This is a genomic window from Sphingobium fuliginis (assembly GCF_004152845.1).
Taxonomy (GTDB): Bacteria; Pseudomonadota; Alphaproteobacteria; order Sphingomonadales; family Sphingomonadaceae; genus Sphingobium; species Sphingobium fuliginis.
Window position 1 is genome coordinate 77,652 of the sequence record NZ_SEON01000003.1, and the last position, 24,752, is coordinate 102,403.

Here is a 24,752-nt window from a genome sequence, read left to right on the forward strand (position 1 = left end):
CGAATGCGCGCAAACCTATCGCGCCTAGCGACCTTCCTTTATTCTACCCAGATGATGACCCGCGATCAGGAGCTATGGGGCATGGCGTCGATGGTCCTGCGCCAGCATGGCGAGTGCGCGCCGGTCGTGGTGGCGGAGAGGATCGGTCAGCTTGCCAGCGAAGGGAAGGGCGAGGGGGTGGCGCTGTGGAAAGAGGTTGCGATTCGGCTGGATCGCCTCATGCGCTCGGAAGGCGCTTCACAATGACCCGGAAAGATGGGGTCGTGATTACCGGGTGATTACTGGAGGCATTTTCAGGCTTAAATTTGACCGTCTGAAAAAGTGCCAAAAACCACGCAAAACTGCGGTGGTGAGCCCTGCTGGATTCGAACCAGCGACCTACTGATTAAAAGTCAGTTGCTCTACCGACTGAGCTAAGGGCCCTCATGTCCTGAGGTCCGCACGCACTAGAGGCGGCGATGCGGCTGGTCAACCTCCAGAAACCGCTTTTCGCAGGCGGAAACGCAAATGGCGGATCGAAAGTCGGGACACGGGGTCGCGCCAGCCCGGCGCAATGGCAAGCAGCGGCGTCAGTACGAAGTCCCGCTCGCGAAAAGCCGGGTGCGGAATGCGCAGCGAGCGGCTGTTCCAGCGACCCCCGGACCACAGGATGATGTCGATGTCCAGCCGCCTCGGCCCCCAGCGCCTGAACCGCTGGCGGCCCAGAGCGCGCTCTATCGCCTGCAAGCCGGAAAGCATCTCTTCGGGCGGCAGGGAACTCTCCATCAGCACCGCGCTATTGACGAAGATGCGCCGCGACGGCCCGATAGGCCGGGTCTGCATGACGGGAGCGACGCTGAGAACCGGGCCCAGTTCCGCGATCATGCGAACCGCGCCGCTCAACAGGCATGCCGGGGTCATCCGCGCCGACAGCGGCCGGTTCGATCCCAGGGCAAGGGCGTAAACATGACGGGTGCTTGTCTTGACCATCGGACAGCGCCTATCCCGTCGCCATGACGCTGCAAAGTCCTATCCCGCACAGCGAAGCGCCGCATGATTGTCCGCTCTGCCCGCGTCTGGCCGCTTTTCGTAAGCAGAATCGCGCGGAACATCCCGGCTGGTGGAATGCGCCGGTTCCGGTTTTCGGTGATCAGCTGGGCCGAATCGCGATCGTCGGCCTTGCGCCGGGCAAGACGGGCGCGAACCGCACGGGCCGGCCCTTCACCGGGGATTATGCGGGCGATCTGCTGTTCGCCACGCTCGCCAAATTCGGCCTGACCCAGGGCGTCTATGAGGCGCGGCCCGACGACGGGCTCATGCTGCGCAACGTCATCATCCTCAACGCGGTCAAATGCCTGCCGCCGCAGAACAAGCCGCTGCCGGAGGAGATCCACAATTGCCGCGCCTTCCTGAAACCTGCAGTCGCAGCCTTGCCCCATGCGCAGGTCTTCGTCGCGCTGGGCCAGATCGCGCATCAGTCGGCGGTGAAGGTGCTGGGCGGCAAGCTTCCCAAGGCGCGCTTCGCCCATCTGGCGGAGCATCGCATGCCCAGCGGCCAGATGGTCATCGATAGCTATCACTGCTCGCGCTACAATCAGAACACCGGCCGGCTCACCGCCGGGATGTTCGAAGCGGTGTTCGAGAGGGCGGTGGAACTGGCGACGCTTTAGCCGGCTCACAGGCTGGTCGCGTCTGCAGCTTTCGGACTGAACACCAGCCTGAAGCGCGCTGCGCCAAATCGCAGGTCGCGCGCTCTAGATGTCCTGCGCGATCCGTGCATAAAGCTCCGGCCGCCGGTCGCGGAAGAAGCCCATGCCCGCCCGGTGCATCCTCGCCTGATCCAAATCCAGCGTCGCCACCAGCGCGCCATTGTCCTTGCCGTCGGCCTCCGCGGCGAAATCGCCCCACTCATCGGTGATGAAGCTGTGGCCGTAGAATTTCTGGCCGTCCTCCTCGCCGATGCGGTTGGCGGCGATCACGGGCATGCAGTTGCTGACGGCATGGCCGATCATCGCCCGGCGCCACATGCGGCTGGTGTCGAGGTCCGCGTCATAGGGCTCGGACCCGATGGCGGTCGGATAGAAGAGCATCTCCGCGCCCATCAGCGCCATCACCCGCGCCGTTTCCGGATACCATTGGTCCCAGCATATGCCGACGCCGATGGTGCCATATTTCGTCTTCCACACCTTGAACCCGCTATTGCCGGGGCGGAAATAATATTTCTCCTCATATCCCGGCCCATCGGGAATGTGGCTCTTGCGATAGACGCCCATGATCTCGCCCTCATCGTCGATCATGGCGAGCGAGTTGTAATGATGATGGCCGTCGCGCTCGAAGAAGCTGGTCGGGATATAGACGCCCTCGGCCTTCGCCACCTTGCGCATTTCCTGCACGGCGGGATGCTCGTCCAGGGGCAGGGCGTTGGCGAAGAGCTCCTCCTCCTCGACCTTGCAGAAATAGGGGCCCTCGAACAGCTCGGGCGGCAGGACGATCTTCGCGCCGCGCGCCGCCGCCTTCACCACATGGCCGGCGACCATTTCGATATTGTCCGCCCGATCGTCGGAAAAGGCGAGCTGGAGCGCGGCGACGGTAACTTTGGTCATCGATAACACCCTAAAGACGAATGCCCATGCGGGCGGCAATGGCGACGGTGAGGAGATAGAGCAGGATCGTGACCGCGCAACCCGCGATCAGCGCCGGCGCGAAGGAAACCCCACGGCGCAACAATATGGGGATCAGCAGGAACATGGGCAGGGAGGGGATGACATAATAGAATGTCGCCTCCGCGTGGCGCGCCATGTTCTCCGCATCCGGCCTGTCGTTCCACAGCCAGATCATTCCCAGCACCGAAATCAGCGGCAATGACGCGATCAGCGCGCCCAGCCCCGGATACCGCCGCGACACCACCGACACGATGGCAATGATGATCCCGGAGATCAGCGCCCGGAACGCCAGCATCGCGCTCATTCAGGCGGACGGCATCTGCTGGCTGCAACAATGGAAGCTGCCGCCGCCAGACAGGATCGCGTCGCTGCGCAGCCCGACGATCTCCCGGCCGGGGAAGAATGGCTTGAGCGCATCCAGAGCCGCCTGATCATTGGGCTGGCCATAGACGGGCACGATGACAGCGGCATTCCCGATGGCGAAATTCATGTAGCTCGCCGGAATGACCTCTCCATCCACGACCACGTGGCCGGGGGAGGGGATGGACGCGACCTCGACCCCGAACGCCCTGGCCCGCTCCCGTGCGTCGGCATAGACGGCCGCATTGGGATCATCGTCCGTGCTCGCCTCCGGCAGCGCCAGAACGCCCGGCGCCACGAAGCGGGCCAGATTGTCGACATGCCCGTCCGTATGATCGTTGAGCAGGCCATCGCCCAGCCACAACATGTCGGAAAGCCCCAGCGATCCCGCCAGCAATGTTTCGATCTTCCCCCGGTCCAGTTCGGGGTTGCGATTGGGATTGAGCAGGCATTGCTCCGTCGTCACGAACAGGCCGGTGCCGTCGGTGTCGACCGCTCCCCCTTCGAACACCCAGTTCTGGGTCGATGTCGGCAGTCCCGTCGTCGCCGCCAGCCGCGCACCTATGTCCTCGTCGCCCGGCATCCGATATTTGCCGCCCCAGCCGTTGAAGCCGAAATCCACCAGCGCCCTTTCCCTGCCCCGCATCACCGCGAGCGGCGCCGTATCGCGCAGCCAGACATCGCCCAGCTTCTGCACGAGGATGGTGACTCCCGGCGCAACCAGCGCCCGGGCGACGTCCGCATCGCCCTCGCTGGCGCAGACCAGCCGCACTTCCTCGCCCTTGCCGCCGGCATGCAGCGCGCTCGCGAACTGCGCGATCTGCCGCCGCGCATCTTCGAACGCGCCGGGCCACTCCTCGGCAGCGGTCGGAAAGCCGATCCATGTCCATTCGTGCGGCGCCCATTCGGCGGGCATACGGAAAGTCATGGGCTTGGCTCCTGATCGAGTGGTGTCCTCAGCGCCCTCTACAGGATCGGGTTGCGCATTCCAGAGGCATTATGACGGTGGACCGATTTGGGTGGATTGTGGAGATTCCCCCTCCCGCAGGCGGGAGGGGGCTAGGGGGTGGGCTGGCGCGACATCTGCGCTGTTTTGCAACGGCTAAGCTGGAAGCTCGCTACGCTCGCGCCCACCCCTAACCCCTCCCGTTTACGGGAGGGGAAGGTTCTGAATTGGCCAATTTCAACCGAAGCACTATAGGCGGTGGATTAAAGTCAAAGTCGAGCGCCAAACTAGAAATAATACACCGGCTAGAAAAATCATGCAGCCCGCGAGCATCAAGCGTGCAGTGATCAGGCCGGGACCATCGCTCACCCCTACTGCCAAGATGGAATAGTAAGCGGTGACGCCGCCCCCCGCGAATAATAGAAGACCGCACATCAACGACACCGTTGGGAACCGGTCTATCAGGCTCGAAACTTTTATCATCGGTAAACTGTGTTGGCTTTTGAGCTATAGGGCAAGCCGTTTGAGCGGCGAGTTTGGTCGCCTCCACCCCAAGACGATCGAACGGGACACCTCACGCGGTGCGTGTCCAATCGGCAACAATTGATTCCAAAAGCATCCTATTTCTTGATGAAGGCAATTCGGGTCTGTCCTATTCCGCGCCGCCCGGCCTATCTCCGCACCGCTCTTTGAAACGTCCTGCCAATCGCTTCGCGACGCCTACGCGCGCGCAGGCACGCGCGCGCATATGGTGTGAACTTCGGCGCAGGATTTTGCCCGAAATGGCGGAAACCCGTCATTTCATCGCCCGGCTCCTGTCGCGGATCGCCCGGAACTCGTCGCCCGGCATCCAATTCGGCCAGTCGGTCGTGTTCGCCAGCGCCCGCCCCACATCATAATAGAGCTTCAGGTCCACCTTCACTCCACTCCAGTCCCATTTGGGATCATATTCATCCTTGGGGCCGTGATAGCGATGCTCTTCATAGTCCTTGGCCGCCTTTGCCCCCGCGGCGGGCCCGCCCTTCACCAGATTCTGCCCCCCTTCGAAATAGAGCATCGGCACGCCATGCTTGGCGAAGCTGAAATGGTCTGAGCGGTAGTAAAAGCCTTTCTCCGGCGTCGGCTCCAGGCTGGCGACCCGCTTCTGCGCCGCCAGCGCGCGGTCGAGATAGGCGTCAAGCTGCGACTTGCCCTTGCCGATCACCACGACATTCTTCGCAGGGCCCGCCATGCTGAGTGCGTCCATGTTGACGCCGCCCACGGTCCGGCTGAGCGGAAAGACGGGATGGTTGCCATAATAGGCCGATCCCAGCAGGCCCGATTCCTCCGCCGTCACCGCGAGAAAGACCTGGCTGCGATCCGTCGCCCCAGCTTTCACATTCGCCTCCGCCAGCGCGACCAGCGCCGCCGTTCCCGTGGCATTGTCGATCGCGCCGTTGCAGATGTCGTCGCCGTCTGGGGCCGCCTCGCAATGGCCCAGATGGTCCCAATGCGCGGCATAGAGCACATATTCGTCAGGCCGCGTCCTGCCGGGAAGGAGGGCGACGACATTTTTCGAACTATGCTTGCGAATGGCGTTGTCGAAGGAGACGCTGGCCTTCACGCCCTTCAGCGGGACCGCCTTGAACCCGCGCTTCTTCGCCGCCGCCGTCAGCGCGTCGAGATTGAGGCCCGCACTTGCCACCAGCGCCGCGGCCTTGTCCTTCTGCATCCAGCCGATGGCCGCCGACTGGTCCGCATTACCATTGGCGCTGTCCGCGACATGTTGCGCGCCGGTCCAGCTCGACTGCACGACGTTCCAGCCATAGGCGGCCGGCACCGTGTCGTGCACGATGATCGCCGCCGCCGCGCCCTGCCGCGCCGCTTCCTCGAACTTGTAGGTCCAGCGGCCATAATAGGTCATTGCCCGCCCATTGAACGGGCCACGGAGCGTGGGCGTCTGGTAATCCGGATCGTTCACCAGGATGAGGACCGTCTTGCCCTTCACATCGACGCCGGCATAGTCGTTCCACTTTTTCTCCGGCGCGTGGATGCCATAGCCGACAAAGACGACCGGACTGTCCTTCACCTCGATATGCGGCTGGCCGGTGCGGTAGGTGGCGATCACCATCTCAGGGCCGTAACTGGCCGAAACCGCCGTCTTGCCGCCGGTGAAGCGGAGCGGCGACACATTCTTCGCGTCGATCTCGACCAGTGGCACGTCCTGGAACCAGCTTCCCTTGTTGCCGGGCTTCAGCCCCAGCGCCTCGAAACGCTGCACCAGATAGGCAAGGGTCTTCTCCTCCCCCGCCGTCCCGGGCGCGCGTCCTTCATAGGCGTCCGAGGAAATCTCCTTCACGACCTCCTTCATCGTATCGATCGAAGGACCGCCGTCGGTCGAAGCGGCGATCGCCGCGCCGCCGCTGGCGAGGGCGATGAGAGAGGTCAGGAAAAGCACGCGCATGGCAAGGCCTTTGAAAAGACTGCGAATGCTCCGTTGATGCCAGTTGGCCGGGCGTCAAACAAGCCGAGCGGACAAACAAAAAAGGCGGCCCCGAAGGACCGCCTTCCTGAATGTCTCGCCGGAAGCGAAACCGGATCAGCGCGAATAGAATTCGACGACCAGATTGGGTTCCATCTTCACCGGATAGGGCACTTCGTCCAGCGTCGGCACGCGGACATAGGTGACCTTGGCAGCGCCGTCCGCGACGACATAGTCGGGAATGTCGCGCTCGGGCAGGCCCTGAGCCTCCAGGACGAGCGCCATTTCCTGCGCCTTCTTGCCCAGCGTGATCTCATCGCCCGGCTTCACCAGACGCGACGCGATGTTGCACTTCACGCCGTTCACATAGATGTGGCCATGCGACACGAGCTGACGGGCCGACCAGATGGTCGGAGCGAACTTGGCGCGATAGACGACGGCGTCAAGGCGGCGCTCCAGCAGGCCGATCAGGTTCTGGCCGGTGTCGCCCTTCAGACGGGCGGCTTCGATATAGGCCTTCTTGAACTGCTTTTCGGTGACGTCGCCATAATAGCCCTTCAGCTTCTGCTTGGCGCGGAGCTGAATGCCATAGTCAGACATCTTGCCCTTGCGGCGCTGGCCATGCTGGCCGGGGCCATATTCACGCTTGTTGACCGGGCTCTTCGGGCGGCCCCAGATGTTCTCGCCCATGCGGCGGTCGAGTTTGTACTTGGCGCTTGAACGCTTCGACATGATATATTCCTAAGACAATTGCTTATAACGTTGTCCCCGGTATCGCCTGCGATCCATATTTCAGGGGCAGGGCCACCGCTTCACCGGGATGCGGAGCCAATCGCGAAGCGGCGCCTATGACGAAGGGCGCGGGGCATGTCAACCCTCGACAGGCCGGTGTTCCCGGCTTAGGTGAGCGGGCCATGAACCCCGAAAGCTACACGACCATGGCCGAAGTCCGCGCAGGCGTGGACGAACTCGACCGCCAGCTTGTCGCCATCCTCGCCCAGCGTTTCGCCCATATGCGCGCCGCCGCCCGCATCAAGCCGGAGCGTGGCGCGGTCCGTGACGAAACGCGCAAGGCGGAAGTCATTGCAAATGCACGCGCCGAAGCGGAACGGCTGGGCCTGCCCGGGGAAGCGATCGCGAAGCTGTGGGATCAGTTGGTCGAAGCCTCGATCGCGTATGAGATGACTGAGTTCGATCGACGAAACGCTTGATGTGACCTGCGCCTGCCTTGGCAGGAACGGGCTGCGCCCAGCCTTCAGCGCGACCGTGGATTGCCCAATGCGGACAACACTCCGCGCAAAGTCCGCACCTCCAGATGGTTCCAGCCCGGCTTGGTCAGCAGGTTCCGCAAGGTCCGCTTGGTTGCGGGCGCTCGGTCCGGCGGGAAGAAATAGCCTGCGCCTTCCAGCAGATTCTCGAACTGCGCGATCATTCCTTCCAGTTCCGACTGCGGCGCCGGTTCGCCCAGATCGACCACCGTCGGCTGCTCCAGGGAGGCCTGCTTCGACCATTCATAGGCGCACAGGATCACCGCCTGCGCCAGATTGAGCGATCCGAATTCCGGATTGATCGGCACCGTCAGGATTTTCCGCGCCAGCGCCACATCCTCTGTCTCCAGTCCCGACCGCTCAGGCCCGAACACATAGGCGGAGCGCCCGGCAGCAGCGTGGACCTCCCGCGCCGCCTCTTCGGGCGTCACCACCGGCTTGGTCACGCCGCGCTTGCGCACGGTCGTCGCATAGACATGCGCGCAATCGGCCACGGCGTCGGCCAGCGTCTCGAACACCTCCGCCTTGTCCAGCACCACATCGGCGCCGGCCGCTGACGGCCCCGCATCCGGATTGGGCCAGCCGTCGCGCGGGCTGACAAGCCGCATCTCGACCAACCCGAAATTCAGCATCGCCCGCGCCGCCTTGCCGATATTCTCGCCCAATTGCGGGCGGACGAGGACGATAACGGGGGTGAGGGGCGTAATTTTTTCCATGTTACCGTTCGTCCTGGGTAGGGGCTGAGCTTGTCGAAGCCCCGTATCGAAGGACTTGCGCGCGAGCAGACTGATCATGTCCCAGTCGCCAGCGATCAGCGCTTCCTTTTTCTTCCGCGACCAGCCTTTGACCTGCTGCTCAGCGGACAGTGCTTCTTCGCGAGTTCCGAAATCCTGTTGCCAGACCAGAGACACTGGCCGTCGGTTTTGCGTATATCCTGCAATTTCGCCAGCTTGATGCTGAGCGATGCGGCTTTCCAGATTATCCGCGTGCCCCAGATAATAGCTGCCGTCCGAACAACGCAGCATATAGGCGTGGAATGTCATGGCAAGGTCCTTCGATACGCCATTTCGACAGGCTCAATGGCTACTCAGGACGAACGGAGGTTGAGGGAGGCATGAGAGCCCTCAATCACTCCCGACCTCCTTCACCGTGGAGGCGAAATCCTCGAAATCCCGAGCATCGGTGAAGTCCTTGTACACGCTGGCGAAGCGGATATAGGCAACGCTGTCGAGGCGTTTCAGCCCTTCCATCACCATTTCCCCAATCGCCCGCGCTGGAACTTCGCCGTCGCCTGACGTCTCCAACTGCCGCTGGATGCCGGAGATCAGCTTCTCCAGCCGACTGGGATCGATCGGCCGCTTCCGGCAGGCGATGCCGATGGAGCGCGCCAGCTTGTCCCGGTCGAAGGCTTCCTTGCGCCCCTCGCTCTTCACCACCCAGATGTCGCGGAGCTGTATCCGTTCGAAGGTGGTGAAGCGCGCGCCGCAGGCTTCGCACTGACGCCGGCGGCGGATGGCTGCGCCATCCTCCGTCGGGCGGCTGTCCTTCACCTGGCTGTCGTCATGGGCGCAGAAGGGGCAACGCAAGGGCGCTTACCCTTCGTAGATCGGGAAACGGGCGCAGAGGGCGGAGACGCGGTCGCGCACATTGGCTTCCACGGCTGCGTCGCCATGCTCGCCATGATCGCGCAGCCCCTCCAGAACATCCGCGATCATGTCGCCAATGGCCTCGAACTCCGCAACGCCGAACCCGCGCGTCGTTCCCGCAGGGGAACCAACCCGAATACCGCTGGTCTTGGTCGGCGGCAGCGGATCGCCCGGCACGCCATTCTTGTTGCAGGTGATGAAGCTGCGTTCCAGCGCCTCGTCCGCATCCTTGCCCGAAATGCCGTAGGGGCGCAGGTCGATCAGGGCGAGATGCGTGTCGGTGCCGCCGGAAACCACCGCGAGGCCGCGCTGCTCCAGCTTCGAAGCCAGCGCCTTTGCATTGGTGACGATCGCCTGCGCATAAGTCCTGAATTCAGGACGCAGCGCCTCGCCGAAGGCAACCGCCTTCGCCGCGATCACATGCATCAGCGGCCCGCCCTGAAGGCCGGGGAACACCGCCGAATTGATCTTCTTCGCAATGGCCTCGTCATCGGTCAGGATCATGCCGCCACGCGGACCGCGCAGGGTCTTGTGCGTGGTGGTGGTCACGACATGGGCATGGCCAAAGGGCGTCGGATGCGCCCCGCCAGCCACCAGCCCGGCAAAATGCGCCATGTCCACCATCAGCAGCGCGCCGACCTTGTCCGCGATCGCGCGGAAGCGGGCGAAGTCGAGGTGGCGGGGATAGGCCGAACCGCCCGCGATGATCAGCGTGGGCTTTGCTTCGATCGCCTGCGCCTCCAGCGCGTCATAATCGATGAGGTGCGTATCCTCGCGCACGCCATATTGCACGGCATTATACCATTTGCCCGACAGCGCGGGCTTCGCGCCATGGGTCAGGTGACCGCCGGCGTCGAGCGACAGGCCCATGATGGTGTCGCCCGGCTTGGTCAGCGCCAGCATCACCGCGCCGTTCGCCTGCGCGCCCGAATGGGGCTGCACATTGACGAAGCCGCAGTTGAAGATTTCCTTCGCGCGGTCGATGGCCAGCTGCTCGACCTCGTCCGACGGGGCGCAGCCCTGATAATAGCGCTTGCCGGGATAGCCTTCGGCATATTTGTTGGTGAAGACCGAACCCTGCGCCTCCAGCACCGCCTTGGATACGATATTTTCCGAAGCGATCAGCTCGATCTGGTTCTGCTCGCGCTTCAATTCCCTGGTGACGCCCGCGAACACCGCCGGATCGGCATCGGCCAGGCTGCGCGTGAAATAGCCTTCGGAGCGGATGTCCGACAGGTCGGGCTGGGTGAGGGTAGCGGTGCTCATAGGGCAGGCTCCTTAAAGCGCGGGATGGGAGAGCTTTTCAACGCGGCCGGCATGGCGGCCACCGCCGAAATCGGTGGAAAGGAAGGCGGAGACGCAGGCCTTGGCCATGTCGACGCCGGTCAGGCGCGCGCCCATGGCGAGGACATTGGTATCATTATGCTCGCGGCTGAGCGCGGCCGACAACGGCTCCGACACCAGAGCGCAGCGGCAGGCGGGGTTGCGGTTCACGGCGATGGAAATGCCGATGCCCGATCCGCAGAGCGCAATGCCGCGTTCGGCGGCGCCGGACGCCACCGCCTTCGCCAGCTTGTAACCGAAATCGGGATAATCCACGCGGTCGGCAGTCGCTGGACCCAGATCGTCGACCTCATGCCCTTCGCCGCGCAGCCAGTCGGCAAGTTCCGCCTTCAGATCGATGGCGGCATGGTCGGAAGCGATGGCGATTTTCACGATAAGGTTGTCCACTCACGCAAAAGGTGATTCGTTCCCGCGCCTCATAGGGGCAGCGCCGCGATATTGCCACAGTCCACCGGCCGACCTATGGCCTGCTTCATGGCTGGCACGATTTTATCCATATTGATGCTCGCAGGCATGGCGCTGACCGGCGGCGGCGCCTACGCCATCGTGAAGAAGGGCGACCGCAAACGGGGCATGCTGATGATCCTCGCCGGACTGGTGATGTTCGGCAATGTCGCCATCTCCGCGATTCCCGGGCCGGACCTGCCGGTGCTGGAAAACGCCCGCTAGGCGCGAAAGGCCATCGCCGTCAGCAGGTCGGTCTGTGTAACCAGTCCGCATAGCCGCCGATCGTCATCGACCACGATCGCCTCGCGTCGGGCACCGCTGGTCAATGGCCGCAGCAGAGCCGCCACCGGCGTGTCCGCATGCACGATATAGGGCTCGGATGCGATGTCCTGCACCCGCCCGCCCTCTCTCACCAGATCCAGCGGGCCCACCACGCCCTGAACCCGGCCGGCATCGTCCAGCACGGGAAGCGACAGCAGCCGCCGCTCGTGCAGCAATTGCCGCGCCGCGACCACCGGCTGGCCCGCCCGCACGGTGACGACATCGCGCGACATGATCTCGCCGCACGTCAGCCTGCCATGCGCCCGCTCGGCCGCCCGCATTTCCGCATCGTGCAGCACCGCCTGCAAGTCGGCCGCATTCACGTCCAGCCTGTCGCCATAGGCGTTCAGCGCTTCCTCCACGTCCTGTTCGGACGGCGTGCGCAGGATCGGCGCGGGGTCGCTGGTGCCATGGGTGGTCGCCGCCTTGGCTGCGACATGGGGATAGCTGTGCCCGGCCAGCCGGTGGAAGAGGATTGCGACGGTCACGAGCAGCGCCGTGTTCACGCCGACAGGCACGATCGCGAACATATAGCTCGGCGCGCCATGCGTCGCGCCCAATACGGCGGAGAGGGCGACGGCGCCTCCGGGCGGGTGGAGGCAGCGCAGCAGCGACATGGCGCCGATCGCGCAGCCTACCGCCAGCGCGGCGGCGATGGTGGGATCGGGGATCAGCCGGACCACCATGACTCCGACCAGTGCCGATATGATATTGCCGCCCAATACCGGCCAGGGCTGGGCCAGTGGACTGGCGGGCACGGCAAAAAGCAACACCGCCGATGCGCCCATGGGTGCGACCAGCAGTGGATGGGCGATCCCGTTTCCCAGCATCAGTCCGCAGAGCAGCCCGGTAACGGCGATGCCGCCAATGGCGCCGCTCGCCGCCTTCAGCCGGTCCAGGAAGCCGGGACCGGCGGGAGCGGGGACGAAGGCGCTGTAATAGCGGCTCCAGATCAGGCGGACGTCGTTCTTCGGATCGGTCATGGGGCGCTGCCGCTAAAGCCCGCATGTCGACGGGCCAAGCGCAAAATTCCTCAGCCGCCTCAACCGCAGCTTCCATTCCCTTGCGGGAGACCATGTACGATGGGCCAAAAGAAAAGGGGCCGCCGCAGCAGCCCCTCCACCTCGAACAGCGGCAATCGCCTTATCGGATCGGAGAATCCGGCGACAGGCGCATGTCGAGATAATTGTCGACCGACTTCATGAGCTGGTCCAGTTCATGCTCGAAAAAATGGTTCGCGCCACGGATTTCGTCATGGTGGATGGTGATGCCCTTCTGCGTGCGCAGCTTGTCCACCAGCTTCTGCACGGCGCTTGCCGTCACGACCTCGTCCGCCGTCCCCTGCACGATGATGCCGGAGGAGGGGCAGGGCGCCAGGAAGGAGAAGTCATACATGTTAGCCGGCGGCGCTACCGAGATGAAGCCCCGGATTTCCGGACGGCGCATCAAAAGCTGCATGCCGATCCACGCACCGAAGGAGAAGCCGGCGATCCAGGTCGTCTGCGCCTCCGGATGGAAGCTCTGCACCCAGTCGAGCGCGGCGGCGGCATCCGACAGTTCGCCAATGCCGTTGTCGAACGTGCCCTGGCTGCGCCCGACGCCCCGGAAGTTGAAGCGCAAGGTGGCGAAGCCGCGCCGCACGAAGGTCTTGTAGAGCGCCTGGGTGATGCGGTCGTTCATCGTGCCGCCGCCCTGCGGGTGCGGATGCAGGATCATCGCGACGGGTGCGCGGGGGCGGGGCGGCGGGCTGAAGCGGCCTTCGAGGCGACCTTCGGGTCCGGGGAAAATAACGTCGGGCATGGCACCTGTTATGGTTCTGGGCGGCCCAACCCGAAACCGGGCGAGCCGCGAATGGAGAGGGCGCAGCAGCCAGTGCTGGCGCTGCGCGACAGACCGCCTATATAGAAGTCGCCACCATTTCCGCAATCAATGAGTCTTCCCAAATCCGTGGCTTCCGACCGTCTCTATCTGGATCACGCCGCCACCACGCCGATCCTGCCCCAGGCAAGGGCAGCGATGGTCGAGGCGATGGAGAACTGGTCCAACCCGTCCAGCCCCCATGGCGACGGCCGCGCCGCCCGCGCCCTGCTGGAGGATGCCCGGCGGCGCATCGGCGCGGCGCTGGGATGGGGCGGGCAGATCATCTTCACCTCCGGCGCGAGCGAAGCCATCGCCATCGCGCTGGGCCGCGCCAGCTTTGACCGCATCCTGACCTCTCCCGTCGAACATGATTCGGTCCTGCGCGTCACGCCCCAGGCCGAGCGGCTTCAGGTGGACGCAAATGGCCTTCTCCCTGGTCCTTCCCGCCGTTGCGAGGAGGAGGGGCATGAGACCATCCTTGCCATCCAGCATGTCAACAACGAAACCGGGGTCATCCAGCCTCTCGACGCGATAGACCGCAAGGGCGCCGTCCTTTTCGCGGACTGCGCCCAGAGTGCAGGCAAACTCCCCCTCCCGGATGCCGACATGATCGCGATCAGCGCGCATAAATTCGGCGGTCCTCCGGGCACGGGCGCGCTTCTGATCAAGGATCTTGCGCTGATCCGCCCGAGCGGCGGCCAGGAGCAGGGCTATCGCCCCGGCACCGAAAACCTGCCCGCCATCCTCGCCATGGCGGCGGCGCTCGACGCGCGCACGGACTGGCTTTCCAAAGCCGCGATCCTTCGCGCGCGGCTCGACGCCGCCATCGAAGCGGCCGGCGGAGAGATCGTCGCCCGCAATGCCCCGCGCATCCCGACCATCGCCAGCTATCGCATGCCCGGCCTTTCCGCCCGCGCCCAGCTTATCCAGTTCGACCTCGCCGGCATTTCCGTTTCGGCCGGCAGCGCCTGTTCTTCGGGTTCGCTCAAGACCAGCCATGTCCTCCATGCCATGGGCTGGGACGATGCGCGGGCGGGCGAAGTCGTCCGGGTCAGCTTCGGCCCGGATACGAGCGAGAAGGATCTGGATCGCTTCGCCGCAGCCTGGACCCGGATGGCGGGGCGGGCCCGGTGACGATCTATCTCGATTATCAGGCGACGACGCCTCTTGCGCCCGAAGCCTTCGATGCGATGGTCTCCCTGCTCCGCGACCAGTTCGCCAATCCGCACAGCGCCCACAGGCTGGGCCGCGCCGCCACCGCGCAGGTCGATCTTGCCCGCGCGGAAATCCTGAAGCTGCTGCCCGATGGCGGCCGCCTGATCTTCACCTCCGGCGCGACCGAGGCGCTCAACATGGCGATCCAGGGCGCTCCGCCGGGCGGCATCGTCACCATCGCCACCGAACATGCCGCCGTCCTCGACACGGTCGACGCACTGCGCCGGGCGGGCCGGGACGTCACGATCCTGCCGGTCGGTCCCGACGGGATCGTCGACCTTGAGGAAGCCGCCAGGGCGATCCGTCCCGGCACGGCGCTCGTCGCGGCCATGCTGGTCAATAACGAGATCGGCGTCATCCAGCCTGTTGCGGAGCTGGCCGATCTTGCGCACAGCGCAGGCGCGCTGTTCCTCTGCGACGCCGTGCAGGGCTATGGCCGCGTGCCCATCGCGCCCCGCTGCGACATGATCGCGATCAGCGCCCACAAGATCCATGGGCCGAAAGGCATCGGGGCGCTCTGGCTGCGCGAGGACGTGACTCTCACGCCGATAATCCACGGCGGCGGCCAGGAGGGCGGCCTGCGTTCGGGCACCCTTTCGCCGGCCCTGTGCGCGGGTTTCGGGGCCGCCGCCCGGCTGATGCGCGAACGGGCGGAAAGCGACCGCCTGCATGTGGAAGCGCTCTGGAGCGCCGCCCATGGCCTCTTCTCCCAATGGACGGTCAACGGCAGCGAGGATTTGCGCTATCATGGCAATCTGAACCTCCGAAGGGCAGGAGTCGACGGCGCGCGGTTGTTGTCGGAATGCCGCGATGTCGCTTTTTCGCTCGGCAGCGCTTGCGCAAGTGGGTCCGGGCGGCCTAGCCATGTGCTGCGCGCACTCGGCCTTTCAGACGCGGACGCGCGCGGATCGGTGCGGATCGGCTTCGGCCGGTACACGACACTGGCCGAATTGGGGGATGCGGCGGAGGCAATGAACAGGGCAGCCCAAATATGGGCGCCATGAAGCGTCGTGCGAAAGAGCGGAAAACCGTTTTTCGCATCATGCGGCAACAGAGAGCGGGGAACGCATATCATGACCAGGGTCGTCTTCATCAGCGCCGATGGAGAGCATAAGCAGGAGGTCGAAGCGCCGACGGGCGCCGTGTTGCTGGAGGTCGCGCAGGCAGCGGGCCAGCCGCTCGAGGGAACCTGCGAGGGGCAGATGGCCTGCTCCACCTGCCATGTCATCGTCGATGCCGCCGACTTCCCGAAGCTGAAGCGGGCGAGCGAGGATGAGGAGGACATGCTGGACCTTGCCGCCGCCGCGACCCGAACCAGCCGCCTGTCCTGCCAGATCGTGCTGGACGAAAAGCTGGACAGCCTGACGGTCCGCATTCCGGGCGAATCCTATAATATGCAGGGGATGTAGGCTTGTCGAAGCGCCTGATCCTTGCGGCCCTGCTGCTCGCCGCGCCGGCTTTCGCGCAGCAGGAGGCGCCGCGACCTTCGCTCCTGCCGCCAGCGCCCCGCTACATGGTGAGCGAATCCGCTTTGGCATCCGTGCGCAATCCCAAGGAGATAGAGAGCGCGACCGGCGGCCGGCTGGGCGTCGCGCTGGTCGACAGCAAGGGCGCTTTAATGCTGGGCTTCAACCGGGACGAGCGCTTCGCCATGTGTTCGACCTTCAAGGCCCCGCTCGCCGCCGCCGTGCTGACCGGCGCGGAAGGCGGCAAGTTCGGGTTGGAGGGGCAGATCAGCTTCACCAAGTCCGATCTCCTGGACTATGCCCCGGTCGTCAGGAAGAATGTGAAGCGCGGCCGCATGTCGATGGAGGAACTGGCGGCGGCAGCCGTGGAGGTCAGCGACAACAGCGCCGCCAACCTGCTGCTGCCGATGGTCGGCGGGCCGGAGGGCCTGACCCGCTTCATCCGCGCCCATGGCGACATGGTGACGCGGCTCGACCGCAATGAGCCCTCGCTCAACGAGAATGTCGAGGGCGACGAGCGCGACACCACCAGCCCCGCCGCCATGGCCGGACTGATGGGCCGCCTGATCTTCCGCGACCTCGCGCCGGAAAGCGCCGAAAAGCTGCGCGGCTGGCTCAATGCCAGCACAACCGGCGCCAACCGGATCAAGGCGGGCCTGCCCAAGGGCTGGACATCGGGCAGCAAGACCGGAAGCTGCGGCACCGCCTATAATGACGTGGCGCTTGTAAAGGCCCCGTCAGGCGAGGAATATATCCTCGCCATCTATCTCGACCGCCCGACCATCGACGCCAGGGCCGCCGAAGCCGCCATAGCCGAAACCGCCCGCGCGGCGCTGGATTTCGTCGGGAAGGCGCAGAAGACGGGGCTGGAATAACGCCGCGACCTTGCAAGGAATACGGCGCTCTTCTGGCGATCCCTTTCCTTGGCCCCTTGCCATAACCGCCACCTTTCGCCATATGCCGCGCCGGGAGTCGGGCGGACGTAGTCGTCGCGAACCTGGTCAGGTCCTGACGGAAGCAGCCACAGTGATTTCGCTGCGGGTCGTTCCGGCTCCCACCTCCAAACAGCATCCGTTCGGACCGGGCCTGACGGCGTCCACTTCTTCTTTCGATGTTGGAACGATGAAGGCTGCCCTTCGGGTCGCCAAGCCCCGTACGAACGGCTAGAAGATTCGCATGTCCGATTCCCCCCAGCCCTATCGCGTGCTCGCGCGCAAATATCGCCCGCGCAATTTCCGGGAACTGATCGGGCAGGACGCGATGGTCCAGACGCTGGGCAATGCGATCCGCCGGGGACGCCTGGCCCATGCCTTCCTGATGACCGGCGTGCGCGGCGTGGGGAAAACCTCCACCGCGCGCCTCATCGCCAAGGCGCTGAACTGCATCGGCCCGGACGGGCAGGGCGGTCCCACCATCGATCCCTGCGGCGTCTGCGAACCCTGCATGGCCATTGCCGAGGGACGCCATATCGACGTGGTCGAAATGGACGCCGCCAGCCATACCGGCGTCGACGATGTGCGGGAAATCATAGAGGCGGTGCGCTACGCCGCCGTTTCGGCCCGCTACAAGATCTATATCATCGACGAAGTTCACATGCTGTCCAAGAACGCCTTCAACGCGCTTCTGAAGACGCTGGAGGAGCCGCCGGCGCATGTGAAATTCCTCTTCGCCACGACGGAAGTGAACAAGGTGCCGGTGACGGTGCTGTCGCGCTGCCAGCGCTTCGACCTGCGCCGCATCCCCGCCGAACTGCTCGCCGCCCATTTCGCCCATGTTGTGGAGGCGGAATCGGTCGCGGCCGAACCCGATGCGCTGGCGCTGATCGCCCAGGCGGCCGAGGGTTCGGCGCGCGACGGCCTGTCCATCTTGGACCAGGCCATAGCGCATGCGGAAATGGGCGAAGGCGCCCCGCTCGTCACCGCCATGCAGGTTCGCGACATGCTGGGCCTCTCCGACAGGGGCGCCACACGCCGCCTGCTGGGCCTGCTGCTCGAAGGCGACACCGGCGCGCTGCTTGGCGCGGTGCGCGATCAATATGCGCTTGGCGTGGAGCCGCTCTCGCTGATGCGTGGCCTGCTGGAACTGGTCCATGCGGTGACGCTAGTGAAGGCGGGCCGCGACATCGCCAATCCCGGCCAGTCGGCGGAGGAGCGCGAGGCTCTGGCGGATTGGGCCTTGCAACTCGGCTTCGCGCCGCTGCACCGGCTATGGCAATTGCTGCTGAAGGGCCATGAAGAGGTTGCCAGCGCGGCATTGCCGATCGAAAGCTGCGAAATGGCGCTGCTGCGCGTGATGCACGCCGCGACCATGCCCGACCCCGGCGAGATCGCCCGCCTGCTGCGCGAAGGCGCGCCTGCGGCCGCCGCTCCGGGGCAGGCGCCCGCCGCCATACCCTCCGGATCACCTGCCGCGAAACTTCCGGCCAGCTTCGAAGAGCTGATCGAAGCCTTCTGGCAGCGCGGGAAGGGGCAACTTGCGCAGGAAATGCATGATTGCATCGGCCTTGTCCGCTATGCCGCGCCGGAGCTGGACTATGCCCCGACGTCTTCCCTGTCGTCCGATTTCCTTGCCCGCCTGAACCCGGCGCTGCGCGAGGTGACCGGCACGGCCTGGCGCGTCAGCGCCGTCGACGGTCCTGCCGCGCCGACCCTGCTGGAACAGGAAATGCGCAAGGCGGCGGATGCCCGTGCGGAAATCATGGAAACCCCGGTGGTCAAGGCGGCGTTGGCTGCTTTCCCCGATGCCGAGCTTGGCGACGAGCTCGAACAATGGAGTGCAGAGCGATGAAGGATCTGAACGAAATATTGGGCATGGCGAGCCGCGTGCAGGAGGAACTGCAACGCGCCCAGGAAAATCTCGACAAGCTGGAGGTGGAGGGCAGCGCAGGCGGCGGACTGGTCAAGGTCCGCGCCTCGGCCAAGGGGCGCATATTGGGTGTCGCCATCGACGACAGCCTGCTCGCCGTGTCGGAAAAGCAGATGCTGGAGGACCTTATCACCGCCGCGTTCAACGATGCGCGCAAGAAGGCGGATGAAGTGTCCAGCGCCGAAATGGGCAAGATGACCGCCGGCCTGCCGCTGCCGCCCGGCTTCAAGCTGCCTTTCTGATCGTGAGCGTGCCGGGGATCAGCCTTTATTCATCATTGCGATCCCATAACGCATGATTGAACCATGCGGCGACCATCCCCATAAAGGCGATGAACCGCATGACTGGGTGGAATGTCACCCCGGAGAGTGAATGACTACGCAATATCCCCTGCTTCCTCTGCGCGACATCGTCGTCTTCCCGCAGATGATCGTGCCGCTGTTCGTGGGCCGCGACAAGAGCGTGGCCGCGCTCGAATCGGCGATGGAAGGCGACAAGGAAATCTTCCTCGTGTCGCAGCTCGACCCGGCGGAGGATGATCCGGGCCAGGATTCGCTCTACGACACCGGCGTCATCGCCGTGGTGCTGCAATTGCTGAAGCTGCCCGACGGCACCGTTCGCGTGCTGGTGGAGGGCAAGCAGCGCGCCCGGCTGGACGGCATCGGACAGGCCGACGGCCATATGGTCGCGGATGTGACGGCGGTCGAGGAAATCGACGCCGAAGGGCCGGAGGCCGCCGCGCTGATGCGTTCGGTGGCGGAGCAGTTCGAAAATTACGCCAAGCTCAACAAGAAGCTGCCGGCGGAAACCCCCGTGCAGTTGCGCGAGATCGAGGATGCGGGGCGTCTGGCCGATGCCGTCGCCGCCAACATCAACGTCAAGGTCGCCGACAAGCAGTCGCTGCTGGTCGAAGCCGACCCGGTCAAGCGCCTCGAAATGGTCTTCGCCTTCATGGAGGGCGAATTGGGCGTGCTCCAGGTGGAGAAGAAGATTCGCGGCCGCGTGAAGCGGCAGATGGAGAAGACCCAGCGCGAATATTATCTCAATGAGCAGTTGAAGGCGATCCAGCGCGAACTGGGCAATGGCGATGGCGAAGAAGGCGACGAACTCGCTGAACTCACCGAGAAGATCGCGAAGGCCAAGCTGAGCAAGGAAGCCCGCGCCAAGGCGACGGCGGAGCTGAAGAAGCTCAAGGGCATGCAGCCCATGTCCGCCGAAGCCACGGTGGTGCGCAACTATCTCGACGTGCTGCTGGGCCTGCCCTGGGGCAAGAAGGGCAAGGTCAAGACCGACCTCAAAAAGGCGCAGGCGATCCTCGATGAGGATCATTTCGCGCTGGAGAAGGTCAAGGACCGGATCATCGAATATCTCGCGGTGCAGGCGCGCACCAACAAGCTGAAGGGCCCCATCCTGTGCCTCGTCGGCCCTCCGGGCGTCGGCAAGACCTCGCTCGGCCGTTCGATCGCCAAGGCGACCGGGCGGGAGTTCGTGCGCCAGTCGCTGGGCGGCGTGCGCGACGAAGCGGAAATCCGTGGGCACCGCCGCACCTATATCGGTTCGTTGCCGGGCAAGATCGTGACCAACCTCAAGAAGGCCGGGACGATGAACCCGCTCTTCCTGCTGGACGAAATCGACAAGCTGGGACAGGATTTTCGCGGCGACCCAGCCTCCGCGCTGCTGGAGGTGCTGGACCCCGAACAGAACAGCAAGTTCCAGGATCATTATCTGGAGATCGACGTCGACCTTTCAGACGTCATGTTCGTGACCACCGCCAACTCCCTGAATCTGCCGCAACCTTTGCTCGACCGCATGGAGATCATCCGGCTCGAAGGCTATACGGAGGATGAAAAGGTCGAGATCGCCCAGCGGCATCTGCTGCCCAAGCAGATCGACGCCCACGGCCTCAAGGAAGGCGAACTCGACGTCACGGAGGAGGCGGTTCGCGATCTGATCCGCTACTACACCCGCGAAGCCGGCGTCCGCACGCTGGAGCGCGAAGTGGCGCGCCTCGCCCGCAAGGCGCTGCGCAAGATCCTCGAAGGCGCCTATGACAAGGTGACGATCACGCCGGACAATCTGGCCGACTATGCCGGCGTGCGTAAATTCCGCCACGGCGTGGGTGAGGAAGAGCATCAGATCGGCGCGGTGACGGGCTTGGCGTGGACCGAGGTGGGCGGCGAACTGCTGACCATCGAAGCGGTGACCGTGCCCGGCAAGGGCGCGATCAAGACCACCGGCAAGCTGGGCGAGGTCATGAACGAGTCGGTCCAGGCCGCCTTCTCCTATGTGAAGGCGCGCTCGCCCGGCTATGGGATCAAGCCCAGCATTTTTACCCGCAAGGATATCCACATCCACCTTCCCGAAGGCGCGGTGCCCAAGGATGGCCCCTCGGCAGGCATAGGCATGGTGACGACCATCGTGTCGACCCTGACCGGCATTCCGGTGCACAAGGATGTGGCGATGACCGGTGAAGTCACGCTGCGGGGCCGCGTCCTTCCTATCGGCGGCCTCAAGGAAAAGCTGCTCGCAGCGTTGCGGGGCGGCATCAAGACGGTGTTGATCCCCGCGGAAAACGAGAAGGATCTGGCGGAGATTCCGGCCAATATCAAGGAAGGGCTGGAGATCGTTCCCGTGTCCCATGTCGATGAGGTGCTGGCCCGCGCACTGATGAGCAAGCCGGAAGCGATCGCGTGGACCGAGGAGGATGACCTTGCCGCCCAGCCGAACCCGGCGCAGGGGCGGGACGGGGAAGCGTCCATTCGTCACTGAGCTGACTAAGGAAAGCGGCGTCGCACGGCTATTCAGCAAGCTTTTACCATAAAATCTTGCTTGACCGGCCGCCGACGCCGCTTTCCCTTTGACAAGGCCCGAAAGCTGGGCCTTATTGCGCCGCCTACGCCGCGATTCCTAAACTATCCAAACAGCTAGAAGGGGGTTCCCAAGGCATGAACAAGCAGGATCTTATCAGCGCAGTCGCTGAAAGCAGCGGCCTTTCCAAGAGCGACGCCAGCAAGGCCGTCGAGGGTGTTTTCGACGCCATCACCGGAGCCCTGAAGAAGGGGGATGAAGTTCGTCTGGTCGGTTTCGGCACTTTCTCCGTTTCGCAGCGCAAGGCCTCGACCGGCCGCAACCCGCGCACGGGCGAGACGATGACGATCAAGGCTTCGGCTCAGCCCAAGTTCAAGGCCGGCAAGGGCCTGAAGGACTCGGTCAACTAAGGATTTTCAAGGGGCGCTCCCCGGCGGAGCGCCTCGGTCCGTTTTCGAGCCGGCATCGCGGTTGGCGGAATTTTTATCGGAGAGAGACTGCCGGATTTGAGCGCGGCAGCAGGGAGCGGGGCTCTCATGCGCGCTGATCTTCCCGGGCATGAAAAGGGGTGGGAGCATCACGCTTCTCACCCCTTTTCTTTTTATTTCGGCATTGCGGCTTTTTCCGCATCAGGCCGCTTGACGGCGCGGGAAGGGCCGCATATGTGGCCCTTCTCTCAAGGGGCACAGCCCCTGTGGCGATCGTAGCTCAGTTGGTTAGAGCGCCGGTTTGTGGTACCGGAGGTCGCGGGTTCGGATCCCGTCGATCGCCCCATTTTCCTTCTTCGCTGGATGAATTTGCGTGAGGGGCGCCCGGTCGCCTTCGTCCCTGGTTCACGCTCAGCCAGTCGAAACTGCTCTCCTTCTTTCCCGCGACGGCTCTTCATCATTCAGGGCTTCGCACGAGGGCCACCGCCCTCTATAGCCGCCTTCATGGACGAAGCACGTGACCGGGGACTGACCCTCAATCCCAAATATGACAAGGACGGCCTGATCACGGCCGTCGTGACCGATGTGGACAGCGGGGAACTGCTGATGGTCGCGCATATGAATGCGGAGGCGCTTCAGCTTACCCGCGATACCGGCCTTGCGCATTTCTGGTCGCGCAGCCGCCAGTCACTTTGGAAGAAGGGCGAGACGTCCGGCCATATGTTGCAGGTGCGCGATCTTCGCATCGATTGCGACCAGGACGCTGTCTGGGTGAAGGCCCTACCCGCAGGTCCCACCTGTCACACCGGCGCGCGCTCCTGCTTCTTCCGCCGCATCGGCCCGGAAGGCCTGACAGCTGTCGATGCGGCCGACTAGCCTTGCCGCATTGCTGTTGCTCGCGGCGTGCCAGCGTGAGGCTGCGCCCGCACAGGGGCCGCGCGAAACCGGCATACAGACCAGTTCCGGCCTCGAACGTGCAGCGATCGAAACCGGCGTGATCGCTGATGCGGCCAAGGTGCCTGCCATCGGCCTCTACCAGCGCAATCATGAAGCCGGTCGCGATGCGCTTTGCGTAGTCCCGGCCAAAAATGGCGACTATCGCTTCGGCCTGGAGGCGACCTTCGGGGAGGATCAGAGCTGTGCAGGCAGGGGCTCCGCGCGGCCAGCGGGCGACAAGCTGATCCTCAGCTTCTCCCATAGCGATCATTGCATTGTGGTGGCCCAATATGACGGCGATCAACTATCGCTGCCGGGCGTTGTCGACATGAACTGCGCGAGTGTCTGCAAGGGAAGGGGCTCCCTCGAAGGCGTCAGCTTCCCCCGCGTGGCGAGCGACGCCGCATCGGCTTTCCAGGCCCGCGACAGTGGTGGCGGGCTGCTATGCGAGTCGGACTAGACGCTTCGGACCCTGTCATGCTCCGGCGAACGGCGGAACGCGGGATGTTGAAGGACTTACTCGCAGGCTACCGCCGCCAAGCGCAATGACCTTTGGCGCAGGTTCAAGGCCAGCAGGAAGACCGCCAAGCCCCCCAAGGCTAATCCCGCGCCGATCCACCCGGTCGATGTCAGGCCGTAGCCGGCCGAGATCGCGAGCCCGCCAAGCCATGGTCCCAGCGCATTGGCGACATTGAAGGCGCCGTTATGCGCCGCCGCCGCCAGCGTCTGCGCATCGCCCGCCACGTCCATCAGCCGGGTCTGCAACACGCTACCCAGGCCCCCGCCGCAGCCGATCAGGAAGATCACCAGCGACAGGCTCCAGATATTGCCAGCCATCAGCGGGAACAACGCCAGCGACGCCGCGCTCCACAGCAGCACGCCGATAGCGGTCCGATTCGGCGCCCGATCCGCCGCCGATGCCGCAACCAGATTGCCGATCGTCAGGCCTATGCCGAAGATCGCCAGCACCACCGGCACCAACTCCTCGGACACATGGGTCACGGAAATCATCGTCGAGGCGACATAGGTGTAAACCGCGAACAGGCCGCCGAAGCCAATAGCGCCGGTCAGCAGCGTCAGCAGCACCTGCGGTTCGCGCAACGCGCCCAGTTCGCGCATCGGGCTGGCTTCCGGATCGCCGGCGTCGCGCGGCGCATAGATCGCCACCAGCGTCACCGTGATCACCGCCAGCAACGCCACGATGCCAAAGCCCCAGCGCCACCCCAGCGCCTGCCCCGTCCAGTTCGCCACCGGCACGCCGACGACGGTGGCGACCGTCAGGCCCGTCATCACCTGCGCCACCGCCAGCGCGCGCCGGTCATTCGGCACCAGGGACGCCGCCACCAGCGCCGCGACGCCGAAATAGGCGCCATGGGGCAGACCGCTCAGGAAGCGGAACAACAGCATGGTCGTATAGTCGGGCGACAGGGCGCTGAGCGCATTGCCTATCGCGAACCATGCCATCAGCCCGATCAGCAGCTTCCGCCGGGGCAGCCGCGCGCCCAGCACGGCGATCAGCGGTGCGCCCACCACCACGCCCAACGCATAGGCGCTGATGGCATGGCCCGCCATGGGTTCGCTGATACGCAGATCGCCCGCGAAAAAGGGCAGCAGGCTCATCGCCGCGAATTCGGTCGTGCCGATGGCGAAGGCGCCCATGGAGAGCGCGAGAATGACGAGAGCGGGGTGAACCGCGCGGCTGGCCTGCGCCATCGGTTGCTCCATGTTGCGATGCGATA

27 protein-coding genes, 2 tRNA genes and 1 other RNA gene are annotated in these 24,752 nt (G+C 64.5%); 16 read left to right on the forward strand and 14 right to left on the reverse strand.

The window, feature by feature from the left end; genetic code table 11:
• Positions 1-3: 3 nt before the first annotated feature.
• On the forward strand, positions 4-246 hold the full coding sequence (locus EWH10_RS09240) for a DUF6961 family protein (protein ID WP_229742535.1): 243 nt from the start codon (positions 4-6) through the stop codon (positions 244-246).
• A gap of 101 nt (positions 247-347) precedes the next feature.
• On the opposite strand, the gene EWH10_RS09245 is transcribed toward EWH10_RS09240, so the two are convergent.
• A tRNA-Lys gene (locus EWH10_RS09245) sits at positions 348-423 on the reverse strand.
• Between the two features lie 45 nt (positions 424-468).
• Positions 469-969 (reverse strand): 2-amino-4-hydroxy-6-hydroxymethyldihydropteridine diphosphokinase, encoded by a 501-nt coding sequence (gene folK, locus EWH10_RS09250; RefSeq protein ID WP_044662072.1) that lies wholly within the window; start codon positions 967-969, stop codon positions 469-471.
• A gap of 23 nt (positions 970-992) precedes the next feature.
• On the opposite strand from folK, the gene EWH10_RS09255 reads away from it, so the two are divergent.
• Positions 993-1,649 carry a uracil-DNA glycosylase gene (locus EWH10_RS09255; protein WP_044662073.1) on the forward strand — a complete coding sequence of 219 codons (657 nt, stop codon included), beginning with the start codon at positions 993-995 and terminating at the stop codon, positions 1,647-1,649.
• 84 nt (positions 1,650-1,733) lie between these two features.
• Here the strand turns inward: EWH10_RS09255 and aguB are convergent, their stop codons facing one another.
• The 5 genes from aguB to rpsD all read right to left on the reverse strand — a co-directional run bounded on the left by aguB (position 1,734) and on the right by rpsD (position 7,141).
• Positions 1,734-2,582 (reverse strand): N-carbamoylputrescine amidase, encoded by an 849-nt coding sequence (aguB, locus tag EWH10_RS09260; protein ID WP_044662074.1) that lies wholly within the window; start codon positions 2,580-2,582, stop codon positions 1,734-1,736.
• Between the two features lie 10 nt (positions 2,583-2,592).
• Positions 2,593-2,937, reverse strand: a complete 345-nt coding sequence (locus EWH10_RS09265; protein ID WP_371873086.1) for a DUF3147 family protein — start codon at positions 2,935-2,937, stop codon at positions 2,593-2,595.
• Positions 2,938-2,946: 9 nt separating this feature from the next.
• On the reverse strand, positions 2,947-3,930 hold the full coding sequence (locus tag EWH10_RS09270; protein ID WP_044662076.1) for an agmatine deiminase family protein: 984 nt from the start codon (positions 3,928-3,930) through the stop codon (positions 2,947-2,949).
• 814 nt (positions 3,931-4,744) lie between these two features.
• Positions 4,745-6,391 carry a M28 family peptidase gene (locus tag EWH10_RS09275; protein ID WP_044662078.1) on the reverse strand — a complete coding sequence of 549 codons (1,647 nt, stop codon included), beginning with the start codon at positions 6,389-6,391 and terminating at the stop codon, positions 4,745-4,747.
• A gap of 135 nt (positions 6,392-6,526) precedes the next feature.
• Positions 6,527-7,141: a 30S ribosomal protein S4 gene (rpsD, locus tag EWH10_RS09280; protein ID WP_025549841.1), complete on the reverse strand. Its 615-nt coding sequence runs from the start codon at positions 7,139-7,141 to the stop codon at positions 6,527-6,529.
• Positions 7,142-7,323: 182 nt separating this feature from the next.
• Here rpsD and EWH10_RS09285 point away from each other — a divergent pair, with 182 nt between their 5' ends.
• Complete coding sequence (locus EWH10_RS09285) at positions 7,324-7,620, forward strand: chorismate mutase (RefSeq protein ID WP_044662079.1); 297 nt, start codon at positions 7,324-7,326, stop codon at positions 7,618-7,620.
• Positions 7,621-7,664: 44 nt separating this feature from the next.
• Here the strand turns inward: EWH10_RS09285 and EWH10_RS09290 are convergent, their stop codons facing one another.
• The 4 genes from EWH10_RS09290 to rpiB form a co-directional block, all read right to left on the reverse strand.
• On the reverse strand, positions 7,665-8,720 hold the full coding sequence (locus EWH10_RS09290) for a TrmH family RNA methyltransferase (RefSeq protein ID WP_082166355.1): 1,056 nt from the start codon (positions 8,718-8,720) through the stop codon (positions 7,665-7,667).
• An 81-nt stretch (positions 8,721-8,801) separates the two neighbouring features.
• Positions 8,802-9,263, reverse strand: a complete 462-nt coding sequence (nrdR, locus tag EWH10_RS09295; RefSeq protein WP_013040447.1) for a transcriptional regulator NrdR — start codon at positions 9,261-9,263, stop codon at positions 8,802-8,804.
• Positions 9,264-9,269: 6 nt separating this feature from the next.
• A complete protein-coding gene (gene glyA / locus EWH10_RS09300; protein WP_044662080.1) occupies positions 9,270-10,589 on the reverse strand; it encodes a serine hydroxymethyltransferase in 1,320 nt (439 codons plus the stop codon).
• A gap of 12 nt (positions 10,590-10,601) precedes the next feature.
• A complete protein-coding gene (rpiB, locus tag EWH10_RS09305; RefSeq protein ID WP_044663118.1) occupies positions 10,602-11,039 on the reverse strand; it encodes a ribose 5-phosphate isomerase B in 438 nt (145 codons plus the stop codon).
• A 102-nt stretch (positions 11,040-11,141) separates the two neighbouring features.
• Between rpiB and EWH10_RS09310 the strand changes: the two genes are divergently transcribed.
• Positions 11,142-11,336, forward strand: coding sequence for a hypothetical protein (locus EWH10_RS09310; protein WP_044663119.1), 195 nt, complete (start codon positions 11,142-11,144; stop codon positions 11,334-11,336).
• Here EWH10_RS09310 and EWH10_RS09315 read toward each other — a convergent pair.
• Both EWH10_RS09315 and EWH10_RS09320 read right to left on the reverse strand, forming a co-directional pair.
• The gene (locus tag EWH10_RS09315) at positions 11,333-12,418 is read right to left on the reverse strand and encodes an HPP family protein (RefSeq protein WP_044662081.1); all 1,086 of its coding nucleotides are present in this window, start codon (positions 12,416-12,418) and stop codon (positions 11,333-11,335) included. The genes EWH10_RS09310 and EWH10_RS09315 overlap by 4 nt on opposite strands.
• A gap of 160 nt (positions 12,419-12,578) precedes the next feature.
• Entirely contained in the window at positions 12,579-13,235 is a 657-nt protein-coding gene (locus tag EWH10_RS09320; protein WP_013040443.1) for an alpha/beta hydrolase, read from the reverse strand.
• Positions 13,236-13,382: 147 nt separating this feature from the next.
• Here EWH10_RS09320 and EWH10_RS09325 point away from each other — a divergent pair, with 147 nt between their 5' ends.
• The 12 genes from EWH10_RS09325 (at position 13,383) to EWH10_RS09380 (ending at position 23,473) form a co-directional block, all read left to right on the forward strand.
• A complete protein-coding gene (locus tag EWH10_RS09325) occupies positions 13,383-14,429 on the forward strand; it encodes a cysteine desulfurase family protein (protein ID WP_044662082.1) in 1,047 nt (348 codons plus the stop codon).
• Positions 14,426-15,514 carry a cysteine desulfurase family protein gene (locus tag EWH10_RS09330; RefSeq protein WP_229742533.1) on the forward strand — a complete coding sequence of 363 codons (1,089 nt, stop codon included), beginning with the start codon at positions 14,426-14,428 and terminating at the stop codon, positions 15,512-15,514. The genes EWH10_RS09325 and EWH10_RS09330 overlap by 4 nt, the downstream gene beginning before the upstream one ends.
• Positions 15,515-15,583: 69 nt before the next feature.
• Entirely contained in the window at positions 15,584-15,919 is a 336-nt protein-coding gene (locus EWH10_RS09335) for a 2Fe-2S iron-sulfur cluster-binding protein (protein ID WP_025549833.1), read from the forward strand.
• Between the two features lie 14 nt (positions 15,920-15,933).
• On the forward strand, positions 15,934-16,851 hold the full coding sequence (gene blaSGM / locus EWH10_RS09340; protein WP_371873085.1) for an SGM family class A beta-lactamase: 918 nt from the start codon (positions 15,934-15,936) through the stop codon (positions 16,849-16,851).
• Between the two features lie 89 nt (positions 16,852-16,940).
• Positions 16,941-17,038, forward strand: an RNA gene (gene ffs, locus EWH10_RS09345) — signal recognition particle sRNA small type.
• A gap of 114 nt (positions 17,039-17,152) precedes the next feature.
• Positions 17,153-18,763: a DNA polymerase III subunit gamma/tau gene (locus tag EWH10_RS09350; RefSeq protein ID WP_048577343.1), complete on the forward strand. Its 1,611-nt coding sequence runs from the start codon at positions 17,153-17,155 to the stop codon at positions 18,761-18,763.
• On the forward strand, positions 18,760-19,083 hold the full coding sequence (locus tag EWH10_RS09355) for a YbaB/EbfC family nucleoid-associated protein (protein ID WP_025549830.1): 324 nt from the start codon (positions 18,760-18,762) through the stop codon (positions 19,081-19,083). Before EWH10_RS09350 ends, EWH10_RS09355 begins: the two co-directional genes overlap by 4 nt.
• A gap of 130 nt (positions 19,084-19,213) precedes the next feature.
• Positions 19,214-21,610 carry an endopeptidase La gene (gene lon, locus EWH10_RS09360; RefSeq protein WP_044662086.1) on the forward strand — a complete coding sequence of 799 codons (2,397 nt, stop codon included), beginning with the start codon at positions 19,214-19,216 and terminating at the stop codon, positions 21,608-21,610.
• Between the two features lie 176 nt (positions 21,611-21,786).
• Complete coding sequence (locus EWH10_RS09365; protein WP_007688799.1) at positions 21,787-22,059, forward strand: HU family DNA-binding protein; 273 nt, start codon at positions 21,787-21,789, stop codon at positions 22,057-22,059.
• A 287-nt stretch (positions 22,060-22,346) separates the two neighbouring features.
• Positions 22,347-22,423: transfer RNA gene (locus EWH10_RS09370), tRNA-His, on the forward strand.
• A gap of 158 nt (positions 22,424-22,581) precedes the next feature.
• Complete coding sequence (gene hisI, locus EWH10_RS09375) at positions 22,582-22,953, forward strand: phosphoribosyl-AMP cyclohydrolase (RefSeq protein WP_044662087.1); 372 nt, start codon at positions 22,582-22,584, stop codon at positions 22,951-22,953.
• Positions 22,940-23,473, forward strand: coding sequence for a hypothetical protein (locus EWH10_RS09380; RefSeq protein ID WP_044662088.1), 534 nt, complete (start codon positions 22,940-22,942; stop codon positions 23,471-23,473). Before hisI ends, EWH10_RS09380 begins: the two co-directional genes overlap by 14 nt.
• A gap of 56 nt (positions 23,474-23,529) precedes the next feature.
• Here the strand turns inward: EWH10_RS09380 and EWH10_RS09385 are convergent, their stop codons facing one another.
• On the reverse strand, positions 23,530-24,726 hold the full coding sequence (locus EWH10_RS09385) for an MFS transporter (RefSeq protein WP_025549826.1): 1,197 nt from the start codon (positions 24,724-24,726) through the stop codon (positions 23,530-23,532).
• Positions 24,727-24,752 lie beyond the last annotated feature (26 nt).

What these genes read in the sequence shown, in the direction of transcription:
- EWH10_RS09270 (WP_044662076.1), bottom strand. Translation starts at nt 3,930, where the DNA reads ATGACTTTCCGTATGCCCGCCGAATGGGCGCCGCACGAATGGACATGG.
- EWH10_RS09355 (WP_025549830.1), top strand. Translation starts at nt 18,760, where the DNA reads ATGAAGGATCTGAACGAAATATTGGGCATGGCGAGCCGCGTGCAGGAG.
- hisI (WP_044662087.1), top strand. Translation starts at nt 22,582, where the DNA reads ATGGACGAAGCACGTGACCGGGGACTGACCCTCAATCCCAAATATGAC.
- EWH10_RS09380 (WP_044662088.1), top strand. Translation starts at nt 22,940, where the DNA reads ATGCGGCCGACTAGCCTTGCCGCATTGCTGTTGCTCGCGGCGTGCCAG.
- EWH10_RS09265 (WP_371873086.1), bottom strand. Translation starts at nt 2,937, where the DNA reads ATGCTGGCGTTCCGGGCGCTGATCTCCGGGATCATCATTGCCATCGTG.
- lon (WP_044662086.1), top strand. Translation starts at nt 19,214, where the DNA reads ATGACTACGCAATATCCCCTGCTTCCTCTGCGCGACATCGTCGTCTTC.
- EWH10_RS09365 (WP_007688799.1), top strand. Translation starts at nt 21,787, where the DNA reads ATGAACAAGCAGGATCTTATCAGCGCAGTCGCTGAAAGCAGCGGCCTT.
- EWH10_RS09350 (WP_048577343.1), top strand. Translation starts at nt 17,153, where the DNA reads ATGTCCGATTCCCCCCAGCCCTATCGCGTGCTCGCGCGCAAATATCGC.
- folK (WP_044662072.1), bottom strand. Translation starts at nt 969, where the DNA reads ATGGTCAAGACAAGCACCCGTCATGTTTACGCCCTTGCCCTGGGATCG.
- rpsD (WP_025549841.1), bottom strand. Translation starts at nt 7,141, where the DNA reads ATGTCGAAGCGTTCAAGCGCCAAGTACAAACTCGACCGCCGCATGGGC.
- EWH10_RS09320 (WP_013040443.1), bottom strand. Translation starts at nt 13,235, where the DNA reads ATGCCCGACGTTATTTTCCCCGGACCCGAAGGTCGCCTCGAAGGCCGC.
- EWH10_RS09385 (WP_025549826.1), bottom strand. Translation starts at nt 24,726, where the DNA reads ATGGCGCAGGCCAGCCGCGCGGTTCACCCCGCTCTCGTCATTCTCGCG.
- EWH10_RS09285 (WP_044662079.1), top strand. Translation starts at nt 7,324, where the DNA reads ATGAACCCCGAAAGCTACACGACCATGGCCGAAGTCCGCGCAGGCGTG.
- EWH10_RS09290 (WP_082166355.1), bottom strand. Translation starts at nt 8,720, where the DNA reads ATGACATTCCACGCCTATATGCTGCGTTGTTCGGACGGCAGCTATTAT.
- EWH10_RS09255 (WP_044662073.1), top strand. Translation starts at nt 993, where the DNA reads ATGACGCTGCAAAGTCCTATCCCGCACAGCGAAGCGCCGCATGATTGT.
- EWH10_RS09335 (WP_025549833.1), top strand. Translation starts at nt 15,584, where the DNA reads ATGACCAGGGTCGTCTTCATCAGCGCCGATGGAGAGCATAAGCAGGAG.
- EWH10_RS09315 (WP_044662081.1), bottom strand. Translation starts at nt 12,418, where the DNA reads ATGACCGATCCGAAGAACGACGTCCGCCTGATCTGGAGCCGCTATTAC.
- glyA (WP_044662080.1), bottom strand. Translation starts at nt 10,589, where the DNA reads ATGAGCACCGCTACCCTCACCCAGCCCGACCTGTCGGACATCCGCTCC.
- aguB (WP_044662074.1), bottom strand. Translation starts at nt 2,582, where the DNA reads ATGACCAAAGTTACCGTCGCCGCGCTCCAGCTCGCCTTTTCCGACGAT.
- EWH10_RS09275 (WP_044662078.1), bottom strand. Translation starts at nt 6,391, where the DNA reads ATGCGCGTGCTTTTCCTGACCTCTCTCATCGCCCTCGCCAGCGGCGGC.
- EWH10_RS09240 (WP_229742535.1), top strand. Translation starts at nt 4, where the DNA reads ATGCGCGCAAACCTATCGCGCCTAGCGACCTTCCTTTATTCTACCCAG.
- EWH10_RS09310 (WP_044663119.1), top strand. Translation starts at nt 11,142, where the DNA reads ATGGCTGGCACGATTTTATCCATATTGATGCTCGCAGGCATGGCGCTG.